Source organism: Thioalkalivibrio sp. ALE22, assembly GCF_000381445.1.
GTDB lineage: Bacteria > Pseudomonadota > Gammaproteobacteria > Ectothiorhodospirales > Ectothiorhodospiraceae > Thioalkalivibrio.
In genome coordinates this window covers 52385-77065 of sequence record NZ_KB906500.1, presented here as the reverse complement: position 1 = coordinate 77065, position 24681 = coordinate 52385, and the positions used below count along the sequence as shown (strand labels likewise).

General features: G+C 64.3%; 23 protein-coding genes, 1 tRNA gene and 2 pseudogenes. 11 read left to right on the top strand and 15 right to left on the bottom strand.

Annotation, left to right across the window (positions count from 1 at the left end; genetic code table 11):
• Positions 1–12: 12 nt before the first annotated feature.
• Positions 13–1575 (bottom strand): phospholipase D family protein, encoded by a 1563-nt coding sequence (locus F793_RS0102045; protein WP_018882124.1) that lies wholly within the window; start codon positions 1573–1575, stop codon positions 13–15.
• 153 nt (positions 1576–1728) lie between these two features.
• Positions 1729–1805 (bottom strand) — tRNA-Val (locus F793_RS0102040).
• A 173-nt stretch (positions 1806–1978) separates the two neighbouring features.
• Here F793_RS0102040 and F793_RS0102035 point away from each other — a divergent pair.
• Both F793_RS0102035 and F793_RS0102030 read left to right on the top strand, forming a co-directional pair.
• Positions 1979–2881, top strand: a complete 903-nt coding sequence (locus tag F793_RS0102035; protein ID WP_018882125.1) for a complex I NDUFA9 subunit family protein — start codon at positions 1979–1981, stop codon at positions 2879–2881.
• A gap of 298 nt (positions 2882–3179) precedes the next feature.
• Positions 3180–3548, top strand: coding sequence for a nucleotide pyrophosphohydrolase (locus tag F793_RS0102030; RefSeq protein WP_018882126.1), 369 nt, complete (start codon positions 3180–3182; stop codon positions 3546–3548).
• 70 nt (positions 3549–3618) lie between these two features.
• On the opposite strand, the gene F793_RS0102025 is transcribed toward F793_RS0102030, so the two are convergent.
• On the bottom strand, positions 3619–6027 hold the full coding sequence (locus F793_RS0102025; protein ID WP_018882127.1) for a DNA/RNA helicase domain-containing protein: 2409 nt from the start codon (positions 6025–6027) through the stop codon (positions 3619–3621).
• Positions 6028–6419: 392 nt separating this feature from the next.
• On the opposite strand from F793_RS0102025, the gene F793_RS0102020 reads away from it, so the two are divergent.
• The 3 genes and pseudogenes from F793_RS0102020 to F793_RS0102010 all read left to right on the top strand — a co-directional run bounded on the left by F793_RS0102020 (position 6420) and on the right by F793_RS0102010 (position 8896).
• A complete protein-coding gene (locus F793_RS0102020; protein WP_019592764.1) occupies positions 6420–6884 on the top strand; it encodes a hypothetical protein in 465 nt (154 codons plus the stop codon).
• Between the two features lie 89 nt (positions 6885–6973).
• Positions 6974–7507: pseudogene (locus F793_RS0102015) on the top strand (hypothetical protein); the annotation flags it as partial.
• A 504-nt stretch (positions 7508–8011) separates the two neighbouring features.
• The gene (locus tag F793_RS0102010) at positions 8012–8896 is read left to right on the top strand and encodes a hypothetical protein (RefSeq protein ID WP_018882130.1); all 885 of its coding nucleotides are present in this window, start codon (positions 8012–8014) and stop codon (positions 8894–8896) included.
• Positions 8897–9078: 182 nt separating this feature from the next.
• On the opposite strand, the gene F793_RS0102005 is transcribed toward F793_RS0102010, so the two are convergent.
• Both F793_RS0102005 and F793_RS14225 read right to left on the bottom strand, forming a co-directional pair.
• Positions 9079–9771: a transposase gene (locus F793_RS0102005; protein ID WP_018882131.1), complete on the bottom strand. Its 693-nt coding sequence runs from the start codon at positions 9769–9771 to the stop codon at positions 9079–9081.
• Between the two features lie 109 nt (positions 9772–9880).
• On the bottom strand, positions 9881–10129 hold the full coding sequence (locus F793_RS14225; RefSeq protein ID WP_081618672.1) for a Txe/YoeB family addiction module toxin: 249 nt from the start codon (positions 10127–10129) through the stop codon (positions 9881–9883).
• A gap of 400 nt (positions 10130–10529) precedes the next feature.
• Between F793_RS14225 and F793_RS0101995 the strand changes: the two genes are divergently transcribed.
• Positions 10530–11723: a diguanylate cyclase domain-containing protein gene (locus F793_RS0101995; protein ID WP_018882133.1), complete on the top strand. Its 1194-nt coding sequence runs from the start codon at positions 10530–10532 to the stop codon at positions 11721–11723.
• Positions 11724–11897: 174 nt separating this feature from the next.
• Here F793_RS0101995 and F793_RS0101990 read toward each other — a convergent pair whose 3' ends face one another.
• From F793_RS0101990 to F793_RS0101980, 3 genes are all read right to left on the bottom strand, one after another.
• A complete protein-coding gene (locus F793_RS0101990) occupies positions 11898–12215 on the bottom strand; it encodes a type II toxin-antitoxin system RelE/ParE family toxin (protein WP_018882134.1) in 318 nt (105 codons plus the stop codon).
• A 192-nt stretch (positions 12216–12407) separates the two neighbouring features.
• Positions 12408–12725, bottom strand: coding sequence for a type II toxin-antitoxin system RelE/ParE family toxin (locus F793_RS0101985; protein ID WP_018882135.1), 318 nt, complete (start codon positions 12723–12725; stop codon positions 12408–12410).
• Positions 12726–12729: 4 nt separating this feature from the next.
• Positions 12730–13014: a type II toxin-antitoxin system Phd/YefM family antitoxin gene (locus F793_RS0101980; RefSeq protein WP_018882136.1), complete on the bottom strand. Its 285-nt coding sequence runs from the start codon at positions 13012–13014 to the stop codon at positions 12730–12732.
• Positions 13015–13366: 352 nt separating this feature from the next.
• Between F793_RS0101980 and F793_RS0101975 the strand changes: the two genes are divergently transcribed.
• Both F793_RS0101975 and F793_RS0101970 read left to right on the top strand, forming a co-directional pair.
• A complete protein-coding gene (locus F793_RS0101975; protein WP_018882137.1) occupies positions 13367–13609 on the top strand; it encodes a type II toxin-antitoxin system Phd/YefM family antitoxin in 243 nt (80 codons plus the stop codon).
• Positions 13606–13869: a Txe/YoeB family addiction module toxin gene (locus F793_RS0101970; RefSeq protein WP_018882138.1), complete on the top strand. Its 264-nt coding sequence runs from the start codon at positions 13606–13608 to the stop codon at positions 13867–13869. Before F793_RS0101975 ends, F793_RS0101970 begins: the two co-directional genes overlap by 4 nt.
• A gap of 43 nt (positions 13870–13912) precedes the next feature.
• Here the strand turns inward: F793_RS0101970 and F793_RS14220 are convergent, their stop codons facing one another.
• The 3 genes from F793_RS14220 to F793_RS0101955 all read right to left on the bottom strand — a co-directional run bounded on the left by F793_RS14220 (position 13913) and on the right by F793_RS0101955 (position 15475).
• Positions 13913–14038, bottom strand: a complete 126-nt coding sequence (locus tag F793_RS14220) for a hypothetical protein (protein ID WP_018879056.1) — start codon at positions 14036–14038, stop codon at positions 13913–13915.
• 290 nt (positions 14039–14328) lie between these two features.
• The gene (locus F793_RS0101960; RefSeq protein ID WP_018882139.1) at positions 14329–14979 is read right to left on the bottom strand and encodes an SOS response-associated peptidase; all 651 of its coding nucleotides are present in this window, start codon (positions 14977–14979) and stop codon (positions 14329–14331) included.
• 133 nt (positions 14980–15112) lie between these two features.
• On the bottom strand, positions 15113–15475 hold the full coding sequence (locus F793_RS0101955) for a DUF1622 domain-containing protein (RefSeq protein ID WP_018882140.1): 363 nt from the start codon (positions 15473–15475) through the stop codon (positions 15113–15115).
• Between the two features lie 142 nt (positions 15476–15617).
• Between F793_RS0101955 and F793_RS0101950 the strand changes: the two genes are divergently transcribed.
• On the top strand, positions 15618–16427 hold the full coding sequence (locus F793_RS0101950; protein ID WP_018879054.1) for a Mut7-C RNAse domain-containing protein: 810 nt from the start codon (positions 15618–15620) through the stop codon (positions 16425–16427).
• 133 nt (positions 16428–16560) lie between these two features.
• On the opposite strand, the pseudogene F793_RS14120 reads toward F793_RS0101950, so the two are convergent.
• Together F793_RS14120 and dinB are read right to left on the bottom strand one after the other, a co-directional pair.
• Positions 16561–16753: pseudogene (locus F793_RS14120) on the bottom strand (transposase); the annotation flags it as partial.
• A 58-nt stretch (positions 16754–16811) separates the two neighbouring features.
• On the bottom strand, positions 16812–17951 hold the full coding sequence (dinB, locus tag F793_RS0101940; RefSeq protein ID WP_231366521.1) for a DNA polymerase IV: 1140 nt from the start codon (positions 17949–17951) through the stop codon (positions 16812–16814).
• A gap of 762 nt (positions 17952–18713) precedes the next feature.
• On the opposite strand from dinB, the gene F793_RS0101935 reads away from it, so the two are divergent.
• Positions 18714–19664: a PDC sensor domain-containing protein gene (locus F793_RS0101935; RefSeq protein WP_018882143.1), complete on the top strand. Its 951-nt coding sequence runs from the start codon at positions 18714–18716 to the stop codon at positions 19662–19664.
• Between the two features lie 278 nt (positions 19665–19942).
• Here the strand turns inward: F793_RS0101935 and F793_RS0101930 are convergent, their stop codons facing one another.
• On the bottom strand, positions 19943–20590 hold the full coding sequence (locus F793_RS0101930) for a bifunctional 2-polyprenyl-6-hydroxyphenol methylase/3-demethylubiquinol 3-O-methyltransferase UbiG (RefSeq protein WP_018882144.1): 648 nt from the start codon (positions 20588–20590) through the stop codon (positions 19943–19945).
• Between the two features lie 87 nt (positions 20591–20677).
• The gene (locus F793_RS0101925) at positions 20678–21220 is read right to left on the bottom strand and encodes a cyclin-dependent kinase inhibitor 3 family protein (RefSeq protein WP_026280846.1); all 543 of its coding nucleotides are present in this window, start codon (positions 21218–21220) and stop codon (positions 20678–20680) included.
• Positions 21221–21349: 129 nt separating this feature from the next.
• Between F793_RS0101925 and F793_RS0101920 the strand changes: the two genes are divergently transcribed.
• Entirely contained in the window at positions 21350–24493 is a 3144-nt protein-coding gene (locus F793_RS0101920) for an error-prone DNA polymerase (protein WP_026280847.1), read from the top strand.
• Positions 24494–24681: the final 188 nt, after the last annotated feature.

Below are 24681 nucleotides of genomic sequence, written 5' to 3'. Positions count from 1 at the left end.
TCTGGCCGGCCCCTACAATAACGGCTCGACCGGAAGAATTCGGGTCACGCCGGACACGAACCGGCGCCACAGCCCGGCCTTGGGCTCGTAACGGTGGGCATTGCCGGACCCGTCCCGCCACACCAGGCCGCCGGTCGCATCCCGCCCCACCCGGTAGGCCACCTGCGGCCGAATCCCTTGTTGATGCAGCGCCGCGAGCCGCTCCACCAGAACCGGCTCGCGCAGGAACACGCCCGACTCGCTGTTGGTATGCGCCGAGCGCGGATCCAGATTGAACGAGCCCACAAAGGCCTCGCGGCCGTCGAACACCAGCAGCTTGGTGTGCAGGCTGGCCTGCGAGGCATCGATCCCGCGGTCGCGCTCCAGGCGCGCCCAGCGCGGCGGCCCCGTGGGGCGCAGCTCGAACAGCTCCACGCCGGCATCCAGCAAGGCGTGGCGCCGGCTCGCATACCCCGCATGGGTAAAGGCCACATCATTGGCGGCCAGCGAATTCGTCAGCACCTGAATCCGGACCCCCGCCTCGCTCATGCGCGCCAACTGGGCCGCCCCGTCGCGCCCCGGCACAAAATACGGCGACACGATCAGCAGTTCCTCTTCCACGCCCAGCAGCCGCTCGCCCAGCGCATTCGCAACCCGCGAACCCTCGCCGCGCCCGCGCGCCTTGGCCTCGTCATCCACCACGAACTCGGCCTGCGTAGTCCACACATAGGCCGCCCCATCCGCCACCGGCTGCGGCACCGGCAATCCGTTCAGGGGCTCCATCTGCATCAGGGGGTGGGTGTGGTTCTGTGCCAGCCAGGCGCGCAAGGCCCCCTGCTGCATCGCCAGCCGCTCCGGTGAGGCGTTCTCCCGCGCCAGACGCTCGACCCCGATCGCCCCCGGACTGTTCCAGAACTCCACAAACGAAAGATCGATCTCCCGGACCAGCGGCCCCACCACCACCAGGTCCAGGTCCGCAAAGTTGTAGTCCGGGCTGGCCTCGAAATATTCGTCCCCGACATTGCGCCCACCCGTGATCGCCAGATGCCCATCCACGATCCAGGCCTTGTTGTGCATCCGGTGGTTCAGGTCGCTGCCGCGGAAGAAGAACTCCGCACTCGCGCGCAACAAGCCCTCGCGGCTGCGAAACGGGTTGAAGACCCGCACCTCGATATTCGGGTGCTGATCGATCGCGGCCAGGGTGGCGTCGCGCCCGCGCGCATCGATGTCATCCAGCAGCAGCGACACCCGCACCCCGCGATCCGCCGCCCCCAGCAGCTCGCCCATCAGCACCCGGCCCGCCGCATCGTCGCGCCAGATGTAGGACTGAACCTGAATGCGCTCGCGTGCCATGCGCACGCTCATCACGCGCCAGCGAAACGCCTCCGCCCCCTCGTCCAGCAGCCGGAAGCCCGTCTTGCCCTCGTCCCGGGCTGGCGGATGCCCCTGCAGCCACGTCGCCAGCGGCCCCTCGGTCGCCGGCGGCTCCAGCCCCTGCCAGGCACGCTCCGGCGCCGGCTGCAGCGGGGCACAGCCAGCCACCAGCGCCAGCAACAGCACCGCCACAAGCCAGGAAAACCAAACCGGATAACGCATCACCAAGCAATCGCCGGACGCGAAGCCCCCTCTTCTAACCGCATGCGAGCGCTCAGCCTGCCGCCTCTACACGGCCCTGTCGACGCGCCCGCCCGAACCCCGGACACAAAAAAAGCGAGCCGGGCGGACCCTGACTCGCTTTTTTCTACAAACTGGTAGGCGCGATTGGACTCGAACCAACGACCCCTACCATGTCAAGGTAGTGCTCTAACCAGCTGAGCTACGCGCCTGTCGTCTTCGAGCCGCGTATTGTACCGACTCCCCGCCCCCTGTCAAAGCCCATCGCAACGCATCCCCGTCCGGCTTTCCCAGGGGCAACGCGACGCCGCTGACCCGGCCAGTCTGCGCGACAAGCCATCGCTCAGTCATACGGCCCGGCGAACTTGAACCAAGGGGGCTCACCATGCACCCGAAGCGCATCACGGTATTCGGCGGCACCGGCTTTCTCGGCCGCGCCACGGTGCAAGAACTGCTCGACGCCGGGCACACCGTGCGCATCGCCTCGCGCCGCCCGGTACTACCCGATTCTCTGCAAAATCACCCCCGAGTGGAGCACTGCCGCGCCGACATCCGGGACGATGCCGATGTCGCCCGCGCCGTGGAAGGCGCCCGGGGCGTTATCAACGCCGTCAGCCTGTACGTGGGGCAACGCGACCTGCGCTTCACCACCATCCACGTCGAAGGCGCCGCGCGCCTCGCCCGCGCCGCCCGAAACGCGGGACTGGAGCGCGTCGTGCAGATCTCCGGCATCGGCGCCGACCGCCGCTCGCCCTCGTCGTACATCCGTGCCCGAGCGCAAGGCGAAGCCGCCGCCCTCCGCGAATTCCCCGACGCCATCATCGTGCGCCCCAGCGTCCTCTTCGGCCCGGGCGACGCCTTCCTGCGCAACCTGGCCGGCCTCGCGCCCCTGCCGGTGATTCCCCTGTTCGGCCGCGGCACCACCCGCCTGCAACCGGTACACGTCAGCGACATCGCCCGCGCCCTCACGAGCCTGTGCGCAGACGAGCCGCCCACACACCCCATCTACGAACTCGGCGGCCCGGACATCCTCACCTACCGCCAGATCGTGGCCCTGGTCCTCACGCACCTGGGCCGCAAACGCCCCATGCTGCCCATGCCATTTACCGTCTGGCACGTCCCGGCCGCCCTCGGCTCACTGCTCCCCAACCCGCCCCTGACCCGCGACCAGCTCTACCTGATGCAACAGGACAACATCGCCAACCCCACCCTCGGCACCTTCGCCGACCTCGGCATCACCCCCCACTCGCTCGAACAATCCCTACCCGACTGCCTCCCAACCAAGTAGCGCCAACCGAACACATCACCCCACTGTTGCCCGTCTCCCCCTGTAGGAGCCTGCTTGCAGGCGAAGCCCCTGCCAAAGCCGGACACAGTCAAAGGCTTCGCGTGCAAGCACGCTCCCACAGCACACTCCCACAATTTGTGCCCCACCACACACCGTCATCCCGCCCGCAGCCCCCCTCGTCATCCCGGCCGCAGCGAAGCGAAGGGCCGGGCATAAACGGGATCGCGCGGCCCTCAATCAACAGGTGAGTGAATCCGTTAGGATGCCCAGACCAAGGCCAACAGTCTGAGGAGCGAAGATGAACGCAGATTCGAACGGCACAAAGAGCCTAGAAGAGCTGGCTTCCCGGGTAGAGACGTTCGTCGAGGAGCGCGACTGGGCCCAGTTCCACTCGCCCAAGAACCTAGCGATGGCGCTCGCTGGCGAGGTTGGTGAACTGATTGAGCACTTCCAGTGGTTGACTCAGGAGCAGTCGCGGGAGTTGTCCGGCGAGGCATACGAGTCGGTTCGGCAAGAGATCGCCGATGTGCAGATCTATCTGCTACTCCTGGCCCGCAAGCTCGATATCGATCTCGTGCAAGCTGCCAGCGACAAGTTGGAGATGAACGCGCGGAAGTATCCCGTGGAAAAGGCGCACGGCAACGCCCGCAAGTACTCGGAGCTGTAACACCGCCGTCGCAAGACCCCAACACGGCTGAGGCGAGCGCTCGGCAAAATCAGCGCCTGGGCGAAGTCCCTCAACTATCGAGCTGACCGACGTATTCGCCCACGACCACGAGCTCGGACAGCGCATCGTCCTCGAGTACGATCGGCTGATAGCCCGGCAGACTGGATTCCGGCTTGAGGATGATCCGCGCGTGGCGCCACTCCGTATCCGGGTCGGTGGTTTTCTCGCTGTGGTAGCGCTTGATGGTGAAACTCGCGCCGGTATCCGGGTCGTCGATGTCGCGGTGCTGCACCAGTACGATCTTGCCCTCGCGCGTACCGCCCCCAGGCGGCGCGAACAAGCACCACGCCCCATCCGGAATCCGGCGATTCATCGATTCCCCGACTACCTGGGCGATGAACATGCCGGGCTTTGGTGCGATGAAGTCGGGCGGTGTCACCCAATCGAAAGCCTCCGGGTTCTGTTCAACGTTTTGCAGTTCGCTGAAACCGCCAGCAGCCGCCTTGAACGAAACCACCGGCAACGCATTTTCGAAAGGCTCGACCTCCTCCAGTGCTAGTTTCGGGAACGGCAGGGTATCCGTATCGCCCCCTTCTCCATCCACTACGTCCGGCTCTCCCACGTGTCCATGGACGAGCGCGCGGAAGTAGTCGTTAGTCTCCGGGTCCGCCGACCAGATCAAGCAACCCTTCATCCCGCGGCTCATCAGAGTGCGGTAGGTGTTCTTGATGATCTGGTCGGCCTTCTTGCGCGCCTGATCCGGGTTTTCCTTCAGCGCCTTCTTGTAGCCCTTGATGGACGCATCGTTCTTTGAACGCGCCTCCGGGACCGTGATCACTTCGCCATCGCGTACGATCAGGTCCGGCCCGATGATCACGCCCACATAATCCAGCTCCAGCCCCTGGCTGGTATGGATACAGCCGATCTGGTGGACCGAATCCGGCTGAATCATCCAGGTGGAACCGTCCTTGTCCAGGTTCCACTGCATCGCGAAGTTGTGCTCCGCGAACCGGATATCCATCGCCTCCGCGTTCTTCTTGCTGTCCCAGTCCCAGCAGTAGCCAGCCAGCAGCCGCGCCCGGTTGGCCTCCACGTTCAGCGCGAAGATGCGATCACGCAACTCGGTGGGCGAATCGACGACCTCTACCGAGTAATCCAGTTCGTCCAGGTCCTCGTTCGCGGTCTCCCGGATCTGCAGCGCCTGATCCAGCCAAGCCAGGTAGCCGTCCGAACCGGCACAGCGAAACTGGGAGCGCAACTCGGCGTAGTGGATGGTTGCCCCGGCGGCCTTCGCCCACCGTTCGATCTCCTCGCGCGAGCCAATATCCTTCCAGTGGATCCGCTGCTCCTCGTCCAGAAAGAAGACCGCCGTGCGTGCGGCGCGGATGATCTCCTTGGCCTGGTTCTCCCCCAGGTTCTGATACATGCCCGACTTCTCGTTCAGCCGGTGAGCCTCGTCCACGATCAGGGTGTCGAACGTTTCCGCCTCCGTCTCGTGATAGGAACCGGAACCTCGGAACAGGTTGCTGATCCGGCTCTTCTTCATCGTGCCGGTCAGTCGGGCCTCGTATACCGCCCTGGGCGCCGCATTACGCGTCACGTACTGGGCCACCTTGCCCTGCCGGGTTAGCTCCCCGAGCAGGTTCACAGCCACGACCGACTTCCCGGTCCCCGGTCCGCCCTGCACGATGAACACCTGTTTCCCGTGCTCTTCGGCGATCGCGGAAAGATCCAACGCGCTCTCGAAAACCAGCTTCTGGTCATCGATCATCAGGAACTCGGCATTGCCCTCGAGAAGTGACGCCAGATGATCCGCCAACGACTTCGACGGACGGATCCGACCGTGCTCGACCCGATAGAGGATGTCGTTGGCATCCCCCTCGCGCACATGCTGGCTCAGGAACCGGGCGAGCTTTTCGGTATCCGCCTTCAAAAAGGCCGGTGCGCGTTCCAGATGCTCGTGATACCGCTCATCCCCGATCGCAGGCGACATGCTGTTGTGCAGGTAGGCGCAGGGATGCAAACCGATGTTGTCGGTCTGAACAGTTTCGTTGTAGTCCTCCAGCAGCGCCGCATAGGACCACGCCTGGTAGGACGGATGCGTGACTTCCCGTTCCCGTCCGCCGACGAAGGTGCGCACGATCGCATCCTTCTCGGTCGCCTCCACATGCTCCCACTGCTTAAGCTCGACGATCACTGCAGTGTCATGCCCGTCGCTGTTGCGCCCCGTCAGAATGAAGTCCACCCGCTTCGAGGTCTGCGGGATCATGTATTCGATCGCCACGCCCGCATCGTCCGGGATCCTGGATGCGCTGAGCACGTTTTCCATGTACTGCATCGAGTTGCGCCAGGACGTGATCTCGTTGGGAGAGGGCTTGCCCTTCCCGCTTCCCAGCATCCTTGCCAGAATGCGATCCTCGATCTCGTTGCCGCGCACATGCTCGATGAACCGGCGCTTGTCGGCCGTGTAGATCAGCATCGCGACGCTCCCTGCCCCCGCCTAAAACTGTGCCTCCTAACGCGCACTACCACGCTCCTTGTCTGCCGAATATGTAAACCGTTCGGAGACAACCGCCCGGCCACCCCCGCCAGTCCCTGCGCGCTCCCTCGTCATTCCCATCCCTTGGCATCAATGCCGTTGTTCCCTGGCATCGTATCGAACTCCGCCCTGCTCCAGTAATCGCGGCTACGCCTGCATGCACACGCGCCATTTGCTCAAGATTGATATGGTCTCCCCGAAGGAACCGACGAACAACCTGGACAACCAACGAGAGAGCTGCACGGATGGGGCTATCAGACCGAGATTACGACCGCGACGGGCCGCCCCGTCGTAAACGGGGACGGCAACCTCGTCACTCGGAAGAGCCGGCGATGGACCGGAGCACCAAGCAACTCCTCATGGTCGTGCTGATCCTGGCGCTCGTGCTCGCCCTAGCCTACCTGTTGCACTACCACATGCAGATCCGGGCCGTGAACCAGATGCTTGAGCGCCTCGGAGTCCTTCAGAACGAGGCAGCAGAGCAGCTCGTCAAACCGGCGATCGACGGCCTGCGCAGTCAACAGGAACGCCTGCAACAGCAACACCGGCGTGAAGAGGCGGCCCGTCAGCGCGAAGAGGAGATCCGTCAGCGCGAAGCCGCCGAGGCCCGCAGGGAACGAGCGTTTGAACGCGCGTTCATCGCCCAGTATGAGGTCCCGGCAGGCTGCGACAGCTGGGACTCCGAAGCGCAAATGGTCGAATGCACCAACCACCGCATCCGCGCGCGCCGCGAGTTCCGGGGCGAATACTTCCGCGAACCCGCGCCCAACCAGCTCCTGCTGGAGGGTCCTCGGTGATGACGGCGCAGACATCCATCGGCCTGCTCCTGCCCTCCGTCCCGCGTCACCCAAGCAAAAGGCACGGCCTGCAATCGGCGTCGTCCACCGAAAGCGGCCTTGTCTCACTCCTAAACGAACCGCACGACGACCTCGACCGCGCCGTCTTCAACGCCTACGGCTGGAACGACCTCGCCGACCGCCTCGTCGGCCGCCCCGGTGCCACCACCCCGTTGCCGGACAAGCCCGCCGACCAGGCCGAAGCCGAAGAAGAACTCCTCAGCCGCCTTGTCGCGCTCAACGCCGAACGCGCCGCCGAAGAAGCCCAGGGCCACATCCGCTGGCTGCGCCCCGACTACCAGGCCCCCGAAGCCACCCAGACCACCGCCACGCTCGAAGCCAAACCCGAGGCCGCCGCCGACACCCCGACCGAACCGGCCAAAAAGCCCACCTGGCCCAAATCCATGCCCGATCAGGTCGAAGCCGTCCGCCGCCTCCTCGCCATCGGCCCCCAAACCCCGGACGCCCTGGCCAGCCACTTCAAGCGCAAACCAACGAAGTCAATCACCCAGGTCCTCGCCGCCCTCCAAATCCTCGGCCAGGCACACCACGAGACCGATCACAACCATTGGCGTCTGACATGACCATCGACCACCAGCATCAAGGCTTCATTGCTCGTCCCAAGCCCCTAACCGCGTCAACACACACGCATGCAGCTTTATTCAATACAACTGCGCACTAGACACTCGCTTATAGGAATTTCAATATGATCGATCTATATGCATTCGATGAATCCAATATGGTCCACTTGGTTGGCTTATACGCCATCCTTCAGATCATAGGTACGTTGGTTTTGGCTTTATTCTCATTCAGAGGAATAAAGATCTCCCCAAGCTCGAACACATTTGTCAGTGGCAAGCCAGTTACCCATGTGACCATTGTTGCTCCCTGGCTAAGGGCTGCACAGGTTGGGTTAGTCCTACTTTTGGTGGGACTCTTCATATCGGGAATTAAGGGTATTATCGGAGCAGTGCCTGGCTAACTCTTGCGGGACCCCGGAGTCAGACCTTGCTTTTTGCCCTTGGTCAGCTAAAGAGGCAAAAAGCAAGCCCTGACCCTCTATCACTGTACAGGAACAAGGATTTCCTATGACTGACATGGATGATCAATACGAGCTCTATCTCGATTACCAAAGAGGCGCTGGTGATCCGGCTCGTATATTTCATGTTACGGGTGGAATGATCGATGCCCTTTCCGCCTTGGACAAAGATCTCGCTTCTGTAATCTCCGCTTCGTGCATTCCGCATGTCGAGCTTTCCGACATCGAGGTAAGCTCCTTGCGGACCAAGCTACGTAACTTCTTGGAGGACCTACCTGACGAAGCGCTTAAGAACGTTGACGTACGACGATTAGTCGGACATTTCCTAATAAAAGCGAAGTACGCGGTTATACGCTGGTGCGAGGATAAAGAATCGATCGACGACATAAATGAGGTACGCTCTCTTGAAGAGCAGATTGAGAACCTTGCGCATGAAACCGACATAAAGCAGCTCCCTGCATATAGCCCAATCGATCGCAGATCGCTACTCCATCATATCAACAGCATCACTAATATATTGAGATACTTGGGAGAACACGACAAACTCGAATACAGAAGCCGATTCGGAAGTGCTTACTTCAACAGGAATCTGGGGATTTCGGCCGACGCAATCATGGACATTCTCACGCGGGAATTGGTCACCAGCCGAGAAGTCGCTATTCTCAAGGTCAAGAAGCCCGACTATCTCGGACATTCAAAATGGTCTGTCTTAAAAGACGGGCACCCCATCGATGTCAGAATAGCGGACGAATACTGGCTATCCGAATTTCAAATAGGAAAGGTGGCATTGCAACCAGGGGATTCTATTCGCGTTACACTCAGGCACGACGTCGCATACGGCCACAACAACGAAGTAGTGCACGTATGGTATGAGGTAGAAGATGTTCACGAGGTCCTTCCAGGTCCCGGCCGAAGCCAGAGCGTTTTGTTTTAGACGGGGATAACCCACCGGCCACTCCGTAACGGGGCGGAAAATAACGGGGGTCGGACCACGGTAACTTGCTGTAGAAAAGGGACTTTAACAAAAACGTTAACAAAAACGGGGACAGATTTATTTTCTCATGCCTGACGTAACGGCGGACGGCCTGGACGACAAAAGGGGACAGATTTATTTTCTCATGTCTCACGTGACGGCGGGCGGCCAGGACGCCGCCGCTCAACGCGCCAGCCGATGATCTGCTCCACCTCATCCACAAAACGCTGGTTGCCGGTGAGTTGGCCGCGCTGCAACGCCTCGCGCATCAGCGACAGCTCCTGCTCCGGGACGCCCTGCTCCACGAACCGCGCATAGCGGACACGTCGTTCGGCGTTGTCATCCGCGAGGTCGCGATACGCCGGGTCGAGATCTATCCAGCACTCCGCCTCACCCATGCGCTGGCGGAAGCTGGACCAGGGGTACTCTCCGGCGGCCGGCACCATTTGCGCTCGTACCGGGTTCAACTCGATGTAGCGCGTACAAGCAAGAAGATACGTCTCCGTCTGCACCGGGCTGGACTTGTAGCGCCCTTCCCACAACGTACCGGAGCGCCCCTCCAGCCGATTGCGATACCGCGTGGCGCGCGCCGCCAATGCCTTCATCAAGCGGCCCATTGAGGCCACTTCTTCGCCTGGCCCCAGCAACAGATGCACGTGGTTGGTCATCAGGCAGTACGCGTACACCCGAATATCCAGCGCGCTACTCAGCTCGCGCAGGTCCTCCAGGTACCGCTCGTAATCCTCGTCCTCCGCAAACACGATCTGCCGATTGTGCCCGCGCTGCACCACATGGTGCGGCATATGCGGCAACACCACTCGCGCCATCCTTGGCATAGCTCTCCTCCTGCATCACCGCCGCATCCTTGCGACCGAAAATAAATCTGTCGCCGTTTAATGCTTGTCCCCGTTTAATGTTGCTGTTTAAGCCCCGGACGCCAGAGGTTCAGAGCCTGTCGTAATGGCCGCCGATCGCGAAGACGTAGATGGCTTGATCGTCGAAGCGGTAGATCAGGCGATCCCGGGAGGAGAGACGTCGGGACCAGAAGCCCGACAGCGAATGCCGAAGGCGCTCCGGCTTACCCGTTCCCGTAGCTGGATCGTTCCGGAGCATTTCCTTGAGGATCCGGCGCAGGGCTCGATGCAGCTTTGGGTCGCGCTCCCGGAGCGTTTCGTACGCCGCCCAAGGAAAAATGGGGACAGATTTATTTTCCCGAGGGTTCGCCAATCATTGGGTCAGACCACGGTAACAGTATGACTTTAAACCGGTTGTGGAATCTGAAGGGCTGTTCCAGGGACTTAAACGGCGCATTCCGGCCCATAAATGGGCTCTTGCTCTGGGATTAGATCCCACTCGGGCACCGCAAAGGGGATCGGTAGAGGCTCGGGCCGCTCCGACGGATTGCCGCGGCCTCTTCGAGGCCTCGCAATGACGGCGGGGAATGACGGGGCAGACGTTGCTTTGGCCCTCCGCCTCATATTCGAGTAAGAAATCACGGTTCGATCCGATACTATCCGGAATCCGCGCGACAGTGCGGGGCGCTTGGCCCATGGGACGGGGGCTCCCCATGCTCGCCCCTTGGAAGGAGTAGTCGATGCAGTTCTCGCAAAAGGTGCAGCGGATCAGCGGGCGGTTGTTGAACGCCATCACGGTCGCTTTCGTGGTCCTGCTGGCGGGCATGATCGTGATTGTGGGCAACAGCCTGTGGCAGAACCAACGCCTGCTGGCCGAGCTGCATCACATCACCGAGGAGCGAGGACAGCGCATCCAGCTGGCGTCCGATCTGCTGGAGGCCGCCTACAATCGCCACCAGACCATGGTGAATCAGGTCATCACCGACGACCCCTTTGAGCGTGATGACCTAATGATGGAGTACCACCGCTGGGGGAACCGGGTCGGCGAGGTGCGCGCGGCTCTCGATGAGCGCGTGACCGAGGATGAGGCGCGGGCAAGGCTTGAGGAACAGGATGCCCTGATCCCGGACATCGTGAAGCTGCAAGACCAGGTGGTGGACCTGGCGGCCCGCGAGGAGATCGCGCCGGCAATGGCGATCCTGAGCGAGCGTCTGTTTGATCTTGATCGGAAGTTCGACAGTTCCATCGAAGCGTTGCGAGCACATGAACGCGCACAGATGGAAGCGGCAGCCGAGCGCGCTGGCGAAGTCGGGGAGCACACGCAGCGCTTCATGCTGGTGTTCGGTGGGGGCGGAGTGGTGTTCGCGTTGGCTCTGATTCTGCTCACCCGGCGGACCCTGGTGACCATGCACCATGATTTGCGCGAGCAGGCGTCACAGCTCGACAAGGCCGGACGCCAGCTGCAGCACGAGGCTAGCCACGACCCGCTGACCGGTCTACCCAACCGGCGTGCTTTCTATAAGCGCCTGCAGGACGCAATCGCCTGGTCCCAGCGGACCGGCGAAGCGTTCGCCGTAGGCTTCATCGATCTCGACCAGTTCAAGCCGGTGAACGATCGGTTCGGACACGCGGCGGGCGACGAACTGCTGGGGGTGGTCGCCCGCCGGCTGGAGGAGGCACTCAGCGAGCCGGCCTGTGTGGCCCGGGTCGGGGGTGACGAGTTTGCGGTGCTACTGTTTGGCGACGATTCAACCGAAGCCGAGGGGAAGCGACTGCAGGCGGCGGTGTCCCGGCCGGTCCAGCTTGCTGCGGGCGAGGTCACGGTGGCGATGACTCTGGGTTGGGCCTACGGTCCGGGAGACGGCGATCCAGACGAACTGCTGGGGCGAGCCGACCGCGCGATGTATGGTCTCAAGGCGGGGCGCGGGACGTAGCCGGAGAAAGAGGACACCACCTTTCCGATCCGATCCGGCACCGCGAATGCTACCAACAAGGTCTCGGGCCAGTCCGGCCGATTGGTGCGGCCTCTTCGAGGCCTCGCAACGACGGTGGGCCGGGCTTGCGTGCGCTCAAACGCCACGAACCGTGAGCGGAGATCTGGTGGCTGCCTAGTTCTTCTTCGACGCTCCACCAGGGAGGTGCAGCAGGCGTTCGCTTCGCCAGACGCGGACAACCCTCACCCGATCGGGATCACGCCGGTACACGATGCGGGACGGTGGATGGACGACCTCTCGCAGGAGCGGCTGGTCAAATTCGGGCACTACCCTGCCGATGTCGGGGTGGTCGTTCAGGGCCTGGACTCGTTGGAAAATCTCTTGCACCAGCCTCTGTCCGACCTCCGGCACACCTTGCTCCGAGTACCACTCCTGCATCTCCTTGAGATCGCGCAGGGCGGATTCGGCAAACGTGATGGTAATGCCGGGCATATTGCTAGTTGGAAAAACGGGGACAGATTTATTTTTCCGCGGCCAAAACGTCATCCCGGCCGGAGCGAGGCGGAGAATCGAGATCGCTGACGCTAACGCCTGCACCGCCGGCCGAGATTGCGGATAACCGGTTTGCGGTTTCCGGGATGGCGTTCAAACGCCACAAACCGTGAGCGGAGATCTGGTGGCTGCCTAGTTCTTCTTCGACGCTCCACCAGGGAGGTGCAGCAGGCGTTCGCTTCGCCAGACCCGGACAACCCTTACCCGGTCGGGATCACGCCGGTACACGATGCGGAACGGTGGATGGACGAGCTCTCGCAGAAACGGCTGGTCAAATTCAGGCACTACCCTGCCGATGTCGGGGTGGTCGTTCAGGGCCTGAACTCGTTGGAAAATCTCTTGTACCAGTCTCTGTCCGACCTCCGGCACGCCCTGCTCCGAGTACCACTCCTGCATCTGCTTGAGATCGCGCAGGGCGGATTCGGCAAACGTGATCGTAATGCCGGGCATATTGCTAGTTGAGACCGAGCTGCGCCCTGGCCTCGTCCAGCGAGACTTCCCGACCGCCCTCCAGGTCCGCCAGACCCGCCACGACGGCGCGCATGAATTCCCGCTCTTCCTCGGCCTTTTCGTAATCCGCCACCGACTGAACCACGGCAACACCCCTGCCCCGACTCGTCAGCAGTACGGGCCGGTGAACCTCGGCCACGTGTTTCATAACCCGTCCGGGATTCGTCTTCAGGTCGGTCAGGGGCACTAGGTCTTCGGAAAATTTGATCATCACAATCCGCTCCATCATAAGCCGCCGTTAGGGTGGACTATAGCACCTGTTAAAAGGGCTATGGAGAGCACCCTGCGGAGGAAGAGAACACCCATCCTCTTCGAAGTGCCACGCCGTCATCCCGGCCGGAGCGGAGCGCAGCGCCGGGATCTCTGACGTCCGCCCCGGCCACGGAGCCCGAGATCCCGGAAAACCGCTTTTCGGTTTTCGGGATGACGTTGCAGGCTGAGCGAAAGGACAATTCCTGGAACGATCCGAACGGTTGGCGCAGTTTCTGCGGTGTCTGGCAGTGACGGGGTACCCGTACGGTTTACGGAACGTACGCCAAGGCGTACTCTTTATCTAAGCCCACACACTTGCGAGGTGCGCCATGACGGGAATTACGGCTACAGAGGCGCGCAGCAACCTCTACCGGCTGATCGACGAAACGGCGGAATCCCATGAGCCGATTGTGATCACCGGCAAGCGGAACAACGCAGTCCTGCTATCCGAGTCGGATTGGTCAGCCATTCAGGAGACCCTGCACCTGCTATCGGTGCCGGGTATGCGCGAGTCGATCCGCGAGGGGATGGATACTCCGGCGGATGAATGTCACGAGGAGCTGGATTGGTGACATGGAAGTTGGTCTACACCCGGCAGGCTCAAAAGGATGCGAAGAAGCTGGCGGCCAGCGGCCTGAAGCCGAAGGCACAGGAACTGCTGACGCTGATCGCGGAAGATCCGTATCGAAAGCCCCCACCGTTCGAGAAGCTGGTGGGTGATCTCTCCGGCGCGTACTCGCGGCGCATCAATATTCAGCGCCGGCTTGTGTACCAGGTGCTTGAAGACGACAGAGTGGTCAAGGTGATTCGTTTATGGAGCCACTACGAGTAAGCCGGCTACACGATTCCCCGGAAACGGGGACAGATTGATTTTCTCATGCGTGACGTGACGGCGGACGGCCTGGACGCCGCCGCTCAATGCGACAGCCGATGACCTGCTCCACCTCATCCACAAAACGCTGGTTGCCGGTGAGTTGGCCGCGCTGCAGCGCCTCGCGCATCAGCGACAATCGTTACCGGAAGAGGACATCCATCTTGTTTACATGCCGCAGCAGCCCCTCCTCCCGCAGGAGCCCAGGCCTTCGGGCGACGAGGTGCTGGATACGCCCGATCGGCGAGAGGGCTCGCCTCCTACAGTTATAGGGCCCCAGCCTCGAGAAAGAGGACACCCATCTTCTCCCTGGCGGCAGACCGCGTGGTCTCCGGGGCCAGACCTTGCTTTTTTCCCTTGGTCAGCTAAGGAGGCAAGAAGCAAGGTCTGACCCTCTACCACCTCTCTACCACCCTCCGATCAGCGCTTCGGCTCGACCAGGCCCGGGTCGTCCTCGACCGGACGATTCACTCGGCTCGAAACGGCGTAATAGCGCAACGTGTCCGGCGGAAAGCGGCGAGTCTTGGCCCGAATGTCGTCACGCTCGGACAGTCCTGGATCGAGCCAGTCCCACCGACACTGTGCGTCGAGTATCAGCGGTTGGCGGTCATGGATATGTGCAAGTTGATCGTTGGCGGGTTCAGTGATGATCGCGCAGCAGGCACCCCCATCGACCATGGGTTCCCAGATACCCGCCATCATCAGGATCTCCTGCGGTGCGCCCTCGGCCAGGGTGATGTAGTACGGCTGCTTGCCCTGTTCGGTCTTGCGCCATTCGTACCAACCGTCGGCCAGCACGATACAGCGCCGGTTCGCAAACGCCGATCGAAAATACCGACTGGTGGCGACCGTCTCGGCCCGAGCGTTGATCGGTCGCGGCCCGTCCTCGACGCGCCTCGGCCGAAAGCCCCAGAATATCGGCTGGAAGGCCGCTGGCGCATCCTCGCCGGCCCGGAACGCTTCCAGATGGGTACCGGGGGCAACGTTGTACCTGGGTACGTCGAACCCCTCGTCGACGGGGACCTGGAAGTACCGCATGGCGAGTTCGCTGGTCGCGCTATAGCGCGTCATCCGTCCGCAGATGGCTTCTCTCCCTCCTGGGGTCGTGGGGGTAGCAGCATTCTCGTGTGGCCGACCTCACGATCGCCTCCCAGTGCTGCTCCAGCATCATCACACCGGACATTGGTCCACCGCTGCGAGTGGGTCAGGTGTTGCTATCGTCCTCCGACTGGTTCCACGGGAGACGGCCCTCGATCTCCAGGTGCAGGGCAAACACGAGCAGTGTGCGTATGAGAATAATCAGGGCCAGCATGAGTACGTTTTCCATGGAGTACTCGATCGCTACGGTCATGATGATGTCGGCCGCGACCAGGAACTCCAGTCCGAGAATCAGCCCGCGCACGCTGCGACGGCGATAATCGACGTAGGCCTCGTGTGTGCTCATGCGGCGCATGTTCACCAGCCAAACCACTGTTGCCAGCACGAATCCACCGATGATCACGGCGATGCCGACTGCTTCGAGCCCTAGTACCAGTGCGTTGGCGATCTGAAGAAAGACATCGTTCATGTCTGCATCCTTTTCGGGTCAGCGACTTGCGGCAAGTCTACTGCCGGCGGTTGGTCGCCGCCCAATGTTGAACCGCCAGGAGTCTGTCGGGCCCGGGGAAGAACGGGGCTGAAGCGCGCCTCTTCCGTGGGGTGGTTTCGGTATGCTCGAAGGCATGTGCCCGCCCAAGGACCGCGAATCCGCATCCCTCGGCCGCGCGACCGCGACCTTCCGGTTGTATGCCGAGCTGAACGACTTCCTCGCGCCCGAACGGCGATACCAGAGCTTTGAACACGCGTTCGACGGAACCCCTTCGGTCAAGGACCGCATCGAGTCGCTGGGCGTGCCGCACACGGAGGTTGACCTGGTACTGGTCGACGGGCGGGCAGTGGATTTCGGCCACCGGCTGCGCGGCGGTGAGCGGGTGGCGGTCTACCCGGTGTTCGAGGCCTTCGACGTAGGCGACGTCTCCCGCCTGCGACCCCAGCCGCTGCGCGAACCACGCTTCATCCTCGATGTGCATCTGGGACGGCTGGCCGGTTACCTGCGTGCGCTGGGCTTCAACTGCCTGTATGCCAACGACTTCTCCGATGGGTTCATCATCCGCACCGCGCAGGACGAGCACCGCATTATCCTCACGCGTGACACTGGCCTGCTGAAGGACGGCCGGGTGACTCACGGGCGGTACGTGCACGCTACGGACCCATTGCAACAGCTTCGCGAGGTGGTCGACCGCTTTCAGCTCGCCGGGCTGTTCGAGCCGTTCTCGCGTTGCATGCGGTGTAACGGCGAGCTCCGGTCGATCGATGGCGCTGCACTCGCCGACTCGGTCGAGCCGAGCGAGGTGCCGCCCGGGGTGCTCGAGCGCTTCGTCGCATTCGTGCGCTGCAGCGGCTGCGGCCGGGTCTACTGGCGCGGCAGCCACTACGATCGACTGCGTCAGCGCTTTCGGTCGGTCGGCATCGACATCTGACCCTGTGCGGCCTGGCATGATCTCCGAGGTCACCAAGCCCCTGAAAACGGTGATCTGCAGGATGTTCAGAAGCCAATGCGCAGGCCCCGGATGGGGCGCGTTACACCCGGGAAACGGGGACAGATTGATTCTCTCATGCCTGACGTGACGGCGGACGGCCTGGACGCCGCCACTCAATGCGACAGCCCATGATGCTCCACCCCATCCACAAAACGCCGGTTGACGGTGAGTTGGCCGCGCTGCAGCGCCTCGCGCATCAGCGACAGCTTCTGTTCCGGGACGCCCTGCTCCACGAACCGCGCATACCGGACACGTCGTTCATCGTCATCATCCCCTCAACGTGCTCGCGCGCCGCGTGGCAGCAGCAATGCGCTCCGCGAGCATCTACAGGGGCAGCGTCGTTTGTCGGCTGGCTTCCAGCTGGGTGTTCCGTGACGCCGAGGCCAGCTTGGTGACGCGCACGCCCAGCAGTCGCAGCGGTTGACCCAGGTCGATCCGGCGCAAGCAGCCACGGGACGCGGCCAGAATCGCCTGAGGGTCGTCCGTCCACGTGTCCAGCGTAAGGTCGCGAGTAACCGTGCGGAAATCGCTATAGCGCAACTTGATCCCGATCGTCCGGCCCAAGTAGCCCTTGCTACGGAGATCCCCGGCAACCCGTTCGCATAGGGCCACCAGGATGCGAGTCAGCTCGTCCCGATCCGCCCGTGGATGCAGGTCCCGCTCGAAGGTGGACTCTCGGCTGATGGATTTAGGCTCCCGCTCGGTGACTACGGGGCTGTCGTCCCGGCCATGGGCCGCCTCGTGCAGCCACCAGGCATAGGTCTCGCCAAAATGCTGGCGCAACCGATACAGATCGGCCTTCGCCAAATCGCCAATCGAAACGATCCCCAGCGCTTTAAGGCGCTCGGTCGCGTTTGGCCCTATACCGTTCACCTTCCCCACCCCCAGCGCCCAGATGCGCGCCTCGAGGTCGCCTTCGCCCAGCACCGTCATCCCCGCCGGCTTCTCCAGATCCGAGGCGATCTTGGCCAGCAGCTTGTTCGCGGCCAGGCCGATGGAACAAGACAGCCCCGTCTCGGCCTGCACCGCATCGCGAATCCCTCGCGCCGTCACCACCGGATCGCCCTTCACGTCGGTCAGATCGATGAACAGCTCGTCGATGCCGCGATCCTCGACCTTATCGGCCCGCGCCCGGACCGCCTGCTTGAACTGGTGCGAATAGGCCCGATAGGCATCGAAATCCGCCGGCAACAAAACCGCATCCGGCGCCAGCTGCCCCGCCTTCATCAGCCCCATCCCGGAATGCACCCCGAACGCCCGCGCCTCGTAGGTCGCCGTCGTCACCACGCCGCGCCCTCGATAATCGCCGAGCCGTTCGAACCGATACCGCCCATCTGCCCCTCGCTCCGGCACGGAGAGACGTCGCCCGCCGATCACCGCGGGCCGCCCCCGTAGCTCCGGATAGCGCAGCAGATCCACGGATGCATAAAACGCATCCATATCGAGATGAGCGATGGTTCTCACGGAATGCCAATCAGACCCGGACTCGGCTTTAAGGCACGCAGCACGCTGCGCGCCCTGAAGGGGCAGTCTAACAGCCAGCATCCCGACCACACCGATGAATTACCGCCCCATCCCACCCTACTGTGGGAGGCCAGCCTCTGGCCGAGGGGCATGGCTGGCGCTGGATCGACCAGAGGGCTGGCCTCCCACAACAGAGAAAGAGGACACCCATCTTCTTCCTAGATATCGGAAGAGGAGACCCATCTTGTTCACATGCCGCCACAGGCCCCTTCTCCGGTAGGAGCCCAGCCCTCTGGGCGATGGGGCGCTGGACATGCCCGATCGGCGAGAAGGCTCGCCTCCTACAGTAGGGAGGCTTCAGCCTCGGTGACGAACAGGCGCAAGCGCTTTGGGGCGGCATCGTCGTTTCGGTGATGGCTGGCTTCTCGCGCAGCTCGCTGACGGAACCTGCGGGGATCAGGGGCTTACCTTTGGATTTCGCGGGCCGGTGCTTGTCTTTTGCCGCTGCCTCGGCCAGAGGACCGACCTGAGCTGTTGAGCGCGCACCGCGCTGTGGTAGCTGTCTCTACGAATAGTCCCATCAAGGGGCCACTTATAGCCCGTAATGGTGACACGCCCAACGCCGTGGCCTATCCGACGTCAGGATGCGTCAAGTCGGTTGTTGCGCCACCGCCGGTCCTGCGGCACCCTCGCGAGACGGTCGCCCCTGGCGGGCGCGTTTCCATCGGTATCCTCCGAGCGAAGGCCATGAGTGAAGCGACAATGACGGCGGTGGCCCGGCAGCGACTGCTGCTTCAGGGGCAACTGTCGACCGCCCTGGCGCGGCTTGTGGGCCCCTGCGCCGAGAGGTGGGGCGATCGTGAGGCCCTCGAGCAGCGACTCGCCGTGGCCCTGGGCGCGCTGCCGTCCTGCAAGTACCTCTATGTGCTCGATCCGCGCGCTCACCAGGTGACCGCCAACGTATCCCCGGAAGGCCCCTTGCCGGACCAGGCCGGACGGGATCGCAGCACCCGGCCCTACATGGCCGATGCCCTGGCGGGTGCCGAATTCTCCATGTCGTCGGCCTACATCAGCCGCAATCGGCGCCGCCCTACCCTGACGGCCGTGCAACGGCTGACCCAAAGCGACGGCACACTGCTGGGGTTTCTGGGGGCGGACTTCGACCTGCGGGAGCTGCCCCTGACCCGCGACCTCTATCAGCAGCCGGACCAATGGATGCAGCTGAAGGGGGATCCAGCGATCCGCGGGGGCCTGTTCAACCAGCATCGGGTGGACAGCCCGCTCGACACCCGGATCGACGAGGTACTGGATCTCCTGACCGAGCTGGTGGCCGCCCACGGCGTATTCCACGGCAAGCTGCATTTCTCCAGTTCCCGGGCCACCTTGTGGCTGCGCGACGACCCGTTCCGCTACCGCTTGCTGGACTACGAGGACCTCACGGATCCCGGGATCTGTCTCGCCTATCCCCAGCGGTCCTACCCCGAGGAGGCCTTACTCTCCACGGATCAGGTCGCAGCGGTGTTCCGTACCTTCCGCGAGCTGCGCTTCATGGACGACACGATCTACCTGCGCTCCGGGTCCCTCAATATCTTCAACGGCATGGTTGGCCTCAACTTCTCCTGTGATGGGTCCCACTACATGAGCGGGCAGGAGTTTCTCGCCAAACGCCTGGACTTCTGGCTGGGCTCCGGAGAAGAGCACGAACGCCCGTAACCCCTCGGTGCCTGGATGTCTGCCTTCGGATTGACCCCACATCGCCCCGAGCGGAGAGACGGCGAAGCGTGAGGAAGTGGGCGCCCTTCTCCTTCCACGCGCCACACCGTCATCCCGGCCGGAGCAAAGCGCAGAGCCGGGATCTCTGGCGTCCGCCCCGGCCCCGGAGCCCGAGTTCCCGAATAACCGCTGTGCGTTTCCGGAATGACCGCCTGTTCGGAACTTCGCCTGCAAGCAGGCTCCTACGGGGGTTGGTGGTCTGGATCGATGAGTGGCCGCTATATGCTGCTGGCGCGCTGGCTGGCATCCTGACCGGCGGTCGTACTGGCAGGTCTCGCCACCACCAGACAGGAGGCGCGAGCCCCGTGGGTGGCGAGCACGGTCCATTCCTCGACCACCAGCCCGGCCGCCGCCAGCTGGGCACGGAGATCCGCCTCGTAGGTCACCTGCCCGAAATCGATGGTAGTGAGCCGTCGCAGCAGGGGCTTGAGGCGCTCCATCCAGCGCGCAGGCCGGCGCTGGATGGTTTGCGTGAACAGGAAGCGGCCACCCGGTCGAAGCTGGCCGGTGGCGTGGCGCAGGGCCTGCTCCGGATGGGGCAACAGCATGAAGCTCGCGGAGAAATACACCACATCGTAGGGACCCCCCTGGTGGTCGTAGACCGACTCCTGCCGCACCTCGACGCGCTCACTCAGTGGCGATGCCAACAGACGCCGGCGCGCGCGCCGGACGTAGTCCCCGTCGATATCGATCCCGGTCACGTGCAAGCCCTTGTGCGCAACGCGCGCGGCGTTGGCCAGAAGCGCCCCGCCCGTACCGATGCCGACATCCAGTACCCGGGCCCCGTCGGGGATGCGCTCCAGGGCCTCCGCATACCAGCGGGCGGTCATCCGGAGGATCAGGAAGTCGTAGATTGCGCTTCGCATGGCGTATCCGATAAGGGGCCGATGATCACTGACTCGATGCGGATGACGAGGGATGACTTGCTCGCGACGGTCCCCGTATGTCCCGGCTCAATCCTCGCGCGCCAGGCTGCGCAGGTAGCGCTCCTGGTCGGGGCTCTCGATCGCACCGGGGCGGGCCTTGCGCACCGTCTGAATGGCCTCGTCCGGCGTGTATCCGCGTTCAATGAGCGTAAGGGCCGCGATGGTCCCCGCGCGACCCTGCCCGCCACCACAATGAAAGGCCACGCGCTCCCCCGCCCGCAGCCACTGATGGATGCGGGGCCCGACGTCTCCCCAGCCTGTTTCCCAGGGACGGTCCGGGGCGGCCATGTCCCCGATCGGCAGGTGCACCCAGCGCATGCCGGCTGCCTGGACGCTTGCGCCCAGGTCCGGCACCCCGAGCCCCGTCAGCTCGCGGTTCTGGTTCAGGGTCACGACTGTCCCCGCGCCCCAGTCCCGCAGGGCCACAAGATCCGCCTGAACATCCCGCGGCCCGCAGACCCGTTCATTCGGGCGTTTTCCAGGGCAGCGGGTCATGCCAATGGCCCCGCCCTCGGGAAGCGGAATACTGCCGATATCGAGAACGGGCGAATCGGTGCGTGGCGGGTTCACAAGGCGCTCCAGCGCGTCGGGAATGTCCCCTCAGTGTAGCGCCACTGCAGGCGGTGAGGTGCATTCCGGGACCCTCCGCGCGGGCCCGGTTTCTTGCGTGCGCCGCTGTACTGTTTTTATATACAGTATATGGAAGACACCCCGCCCCCTCAGCCCGCAAGCCCGGCGTATGCCGAGTTGACGAGCGTCAGCAACTTCTCGTTCCTGCGCGGGGCCTCGCACCCGGAGGAGCTGGTCGAGCGGGCCCAGGCGCTGGGCTATCGCGCGCTGGCGCTGACCGATACCGCCTCGCTGGCCGGCGTGGTCCGCGCCCACGCGGCGGCGAAGGACTGCGGGTTGCACCTGATCCTGGGGGCGACCTTCCGGCTGACACACGGCCCCGCCCTGACCCTGCTGGTGCGTAATGCGGCGGGCTATGCCGCGCTGTGCCGTCTGATCACCCGGGCGCGCGGGGCGGCGGACAAGGGGCACTACCACCTGACGCAAGCGGACCTCGACGCCCTGCCCGCCGAGGCCCGTACCGGCTGGCACGTCCTGCTGCGCATCGAGCCCGAGATCGCGGAGCCGACGCTCGCCGAAACGGCCCGCTGGCTGGCCGGGTGGGCCGTGCCGGACCAGGCCTATCTGGCGGTCAGCCAGTTGCGCACGCCGGAGGACGCCCCACTCGCGACCCGCGCACGGCAGCTCGCCGAGGCGATGGGGCTCCCGATCGTCGCCTGCGGCGATGTGCACATGCACGCTCGCGGCCGGCGTGCCCTGCAGGACGTGCTGACCGCGCTGCGCCTGCGCACCACGGTTGCCGAGGCGGCCCCGGCGCGCTTCCCCAACGGCGAGCGCTGCCTGCGCCCGCGCGACGACCTGGCCACGCTGTATCCCGCCGCCTGGCTCGCAGCCAGTGTGCGGATCGCACAGGACTGCGACTTCTCGCTGGACGCGGTCACCTACCGCTACCCGACCGATCCCCTGCCCCGGGACACGAGCCCGGCCACCTACCTGCGCGAGGCGACCCTGAAGGGCGCGCGCGGGCGCTGGCCCGACGGCATCCCGCCGAAGGTGTCCGAACAGATCGAGCGCGAGCTCGGGATCATCGCGCAGCTCGGCTACGAGCCCTACTTCCTGACGGTCTACGACATCGTGCGCTTTGCGCGCGGGCGCGGGATCCTGTGCCAGGGGCGCGGCTCGGCGGCGAATTCCGCCGTTTGTTATGCCCTCGGCATCACGGCGGTGGATCCCTCGCGCTCCAGCATGCTGTTCGAGCGCTTCATCTCCGCCGAGCGTGGCGAGCCGCCGGATATCGACGTCGACTTCGAGCACGAGCGCCGCGAGGAGGTGATCCAGTACATCTACCAGCGCTACGGCCGCGAGCGCGCGGCGCTGGCCTGTACGGTAATCCGCTACCGCCGGCGCAGCGCCCTGCGCGACGTCGGCCGCGCCCTGGGCATCTCGCGCGCGCGGCTGGATGCGCTGACCGCCAACCTCGCCTGGTGGGACGACGGCATCCCCGCCGAGCGCCTGCGCGAGGTCGGGCTGGACCCGGATGGCGCCCTGGCCCGGCAGTGGCAGACGCTGACCGCCGAACTGCTGGGCTTCCCCCGCCACCTGTCGCAGCACACCGGCGGTTTCGTGATCGCAGAGGGCCGGCTGGACGAGCTGGTGCCCATCGAGAACGCGGCGATGCCGGAGCGCTCGGTGATCCAGTGGGACAAGGACGACCTCGACGCGGTGGGGCTGTTGAAGATCGACGTGCTGGCGCTGGGCATGCTCTCCTGCGTGCGCCGCGCGCTGGAGCTGATGGCGCGCCACCGGGGCCGCGACTGGGGCCTGGCCGACATCCCGGCCGAGGACCCGGCGGTCTACCGCATGCTGCAGAAGGCCGACACCCTGGGCGTGTTCCAGATCGAGTCGCGCGCGCAGATGAGCATGCTGCCGCGCCTGAAACCGGCGAACTTCTACGACCTGGTGATCGAGATCGCCATCGTGCGCCCCGGCCCGATCCAGGGCGAGATGGTGCACCCGTACCTGAAGCGCCGCGCTCACCCGGAGCGGGTGCGCTACCCGAACGAAGAGGTGAAGCGTGTACTCGGGCGCACGCTGGGTGTACCGATCTTCCAGGAGCAGGTGATCGAGCTGGCGATGGTCGCGGCCGGCTTCTCCGCCGGCGAGGCGGACGGGCTGCGCCGTGCGATCGGGGCCTGGCGCCGCACCGGCCAGCTCGCGCGCTACCGCGAGCGCCTGATGAAGGGCATGCGTGAACGCGGCTATCCGGAGAAATTCGCCGAACAGCTGTACAAGCAGATCCTTGGCTTTGGCGAATACGGCTTCCCCGAGTCGCACTCGGCCAGCTTTGCGCTGATCACCTGGGTCTCGTCCTGGCTCAAGTGCCACGAACCGGCGATCTTTGCCTGCGCGCTGCTGAACAGCCAGCCGATGGGCTTCTACGCCCCGGCGCAGATCGTCGCCGACGCGCGCCGCCACGGCGTGGAGGTGCGGCCGGTGGATGTGCGCTGCAGTGACTGGGACTGCACGGTGGAGCCCGTGGCCGGGAGCGACGCGCTGGCCCTGCGCCTGGGCCTGAACCGGGTCGGCGGGCTCGCGCAGGCCGTGGCCGAGCGGGTCGTCGCCGCGCGCGCCGAACGGCCGTTCGCGGACGTGCCGGATCTGGTCGCCCGCGCCGCCCTGACCCGCGCCCAGGCCAACCGCCTGGCCCGCGCCGACGCCCTGAAGGGCCTGGCCGGCAACCGCCACCAGGCGCGCTGGGCGACCGAGGCGGTGGAGGAACCCCTGCCCCTGTTCGCCGACGCCCCGGCCGAGACGGTGCGCGAGGCCGACGTGACCCCGCTGCTGCCGCGCCCGGATGCGGTGGACGACCTGGTGCAGGACTACGCCACCCAGGGCCTGAGCCTGGGCCCGCACCCGCTGGCGCTGATGCGCCCGTTCCTGGAGCAAAGACGTTTACCCACCGCCGCCCGGCTACTGGAACGCCCCGGGCACCCGGGTGCCCGCTATGCCGGGATCGTCATTACCCGCCAGCGGCCGGGCTCGGCCAACGGCACGGTGTTCCTGACCCTGGAGGATGAGAGCGGCACACTGAACCTGATCGTCTGGCCGGACCGGGTGGAGCGCTTTCGCGCCGAGGTCCTGCACGGCCGCCTGCTGGAGGCCCACGGGGAATGGCAGTACAGCGAGGGCGTCGGCCACCTGATCGTGCAGCGCCTGATCGACCGCAGCGCCTGGCTGGGCGAGCTGACCACCCGCTCCCGCGACTTCGGCTGAACCGGCATTCGTCATTGGCGCAGCGACTAAAGGGCCAGGGCCTTATTCACCACGAAGCTCACGAAGGCACGAAGGAAAACCACAGAGCACACGGAGTCCACCGAGAATTCCCGGGATGCATCGCTGAATCGATCACGCGAAACGGCCCTGGTTGGACAGGCGTGATCTCTCGGCCTGTTATCCCCGGC

Coding starts and splice junctions, on each gene's coding strand:
- F793_RS0101920 (WP_026280847.1), top strand. CDS start 21,350: ATGGAAGACACCCCGCCCCCTCAGCCCGCAAGCCCGGCGTATGCCGAG.
- F793_RS0101990 (WP_018882134.1), bottom strand. CDS start 12,215: ATGCCCGGCATTACCATCACGTTTGCCGAATCCGCCCTGCGCGATCTC.
- F793_RS0102025 (WP_018882127.1), bottom strand. CDS start 6,027: ATGCTGATCTACACGGCCGACAAGCGCCGGTTCATCGAGCATGTGCGC.
- F793_RS0102045 (WP_018882124.1), bottom strand. CDS start 1,575: ATGCGTTATCCGGTTTGGTTTTCCTGGCTTGTGGCGGTGCTGTTGCTG.
- F793_RS0101995 (WP_018882133.1), top strand. CDS start 10,530: ATGCAGTTCTCGCAAAAGGTGCAGCGGATCAGCGGGCGGTTGTTGAAC.
- F793_RS0101930 (WP_018882144.1), bottom strand. CDS start 20,590: ATGCGAAGCGCAATCTACGACTTCCTGATCCTCCGGATGACCGCCCGC.
- F793_RS0101955 (WP_018882140.1), bottom strand. CDS start 15,475: ATGAACGATGTCTTTCTTCAGATCGCCAACGCACTGGTACTAGGGCTC.
- F793_RS14220 (WP_018879056.1), bottom strand. CDS start 14,038: ATGCGCGAGGCGCTGCAGCGCGGCCAACTCACCGGCAACCAGCGTTTT.
- F793_RS0102035 (WP_018882125.1), top strand. CDS start 1,979: ATGCACCCGAAGCGCATCACGGTATTCGGCGGCACCGGCTTTCTCGGC.
- F793_RS0102005 (WP_018882131.1), bottom strand. CDS start 9,771: ATGCCAAGGATGGCGCGAGTGGTGTTGCCGCATATGCCGCACCATGTG.
- F793_RS0101980 (WP_018882136.1), bottom strand. CDS start 13,014: ATGATGGAGCGGATTGTGATGATCAAATTTTCCGAAGACCTAGTGCCC.
- F793_RS0102020 (WP_019592764.1), top strand. CDS start 6,420: ATGGACCGGAGCACCAAGCAACTCCTCATGGTCGTGCTGATCCTGGCG.
- F793_RS0101975 (WP_018882137.1), top strand. CDS start 13,367: ATGACGGGAATTACGGCTACAGAGGCGCGCAGCAACCTCTACCGGCTG.
- F793_RS0101935 (WP_018882143.1), top strand. CDS start 18,714: ATGACGGCGGTGGCCCGGCAGCGACTGCTGCTTCAGGGGCAACTGTCG.
- F793_RS0101985 (WP_018882135.1), bottom strand. CDS start 12,725: ATGCCCGGCATTACGATCACGTTTGCCGAATCCGCCCTGCGCGATCTC.
- F793_RS0102010 (WP_018882130.1), top strand. CDS start 8,012: ATGACTGACATGGATGATCAATACGAGCTCTATCTCGATTACCAAAGA.
- F793_RS0102030 (WP_018882126.1), top strand. CDS start 3,180: ATGAACGCAGATTCGAACGGCACAAAGAGCCTAGAAGAGCTGGCTTCC.
- F793_RS0101960 (WP_018882139.1), bottom strand. CDS start 14,979: ATGACGCGCTATAGCGCGACCAGCGAACTCGCCATGCGGTACTTCCAG.
- F793_RS0101950 (WP_018879054.1), top strand. CDS start 15,618: ATGCTCGAAGGCATGTGCCCGCCCAAGGACCGCGAATCCGCATCCCTC.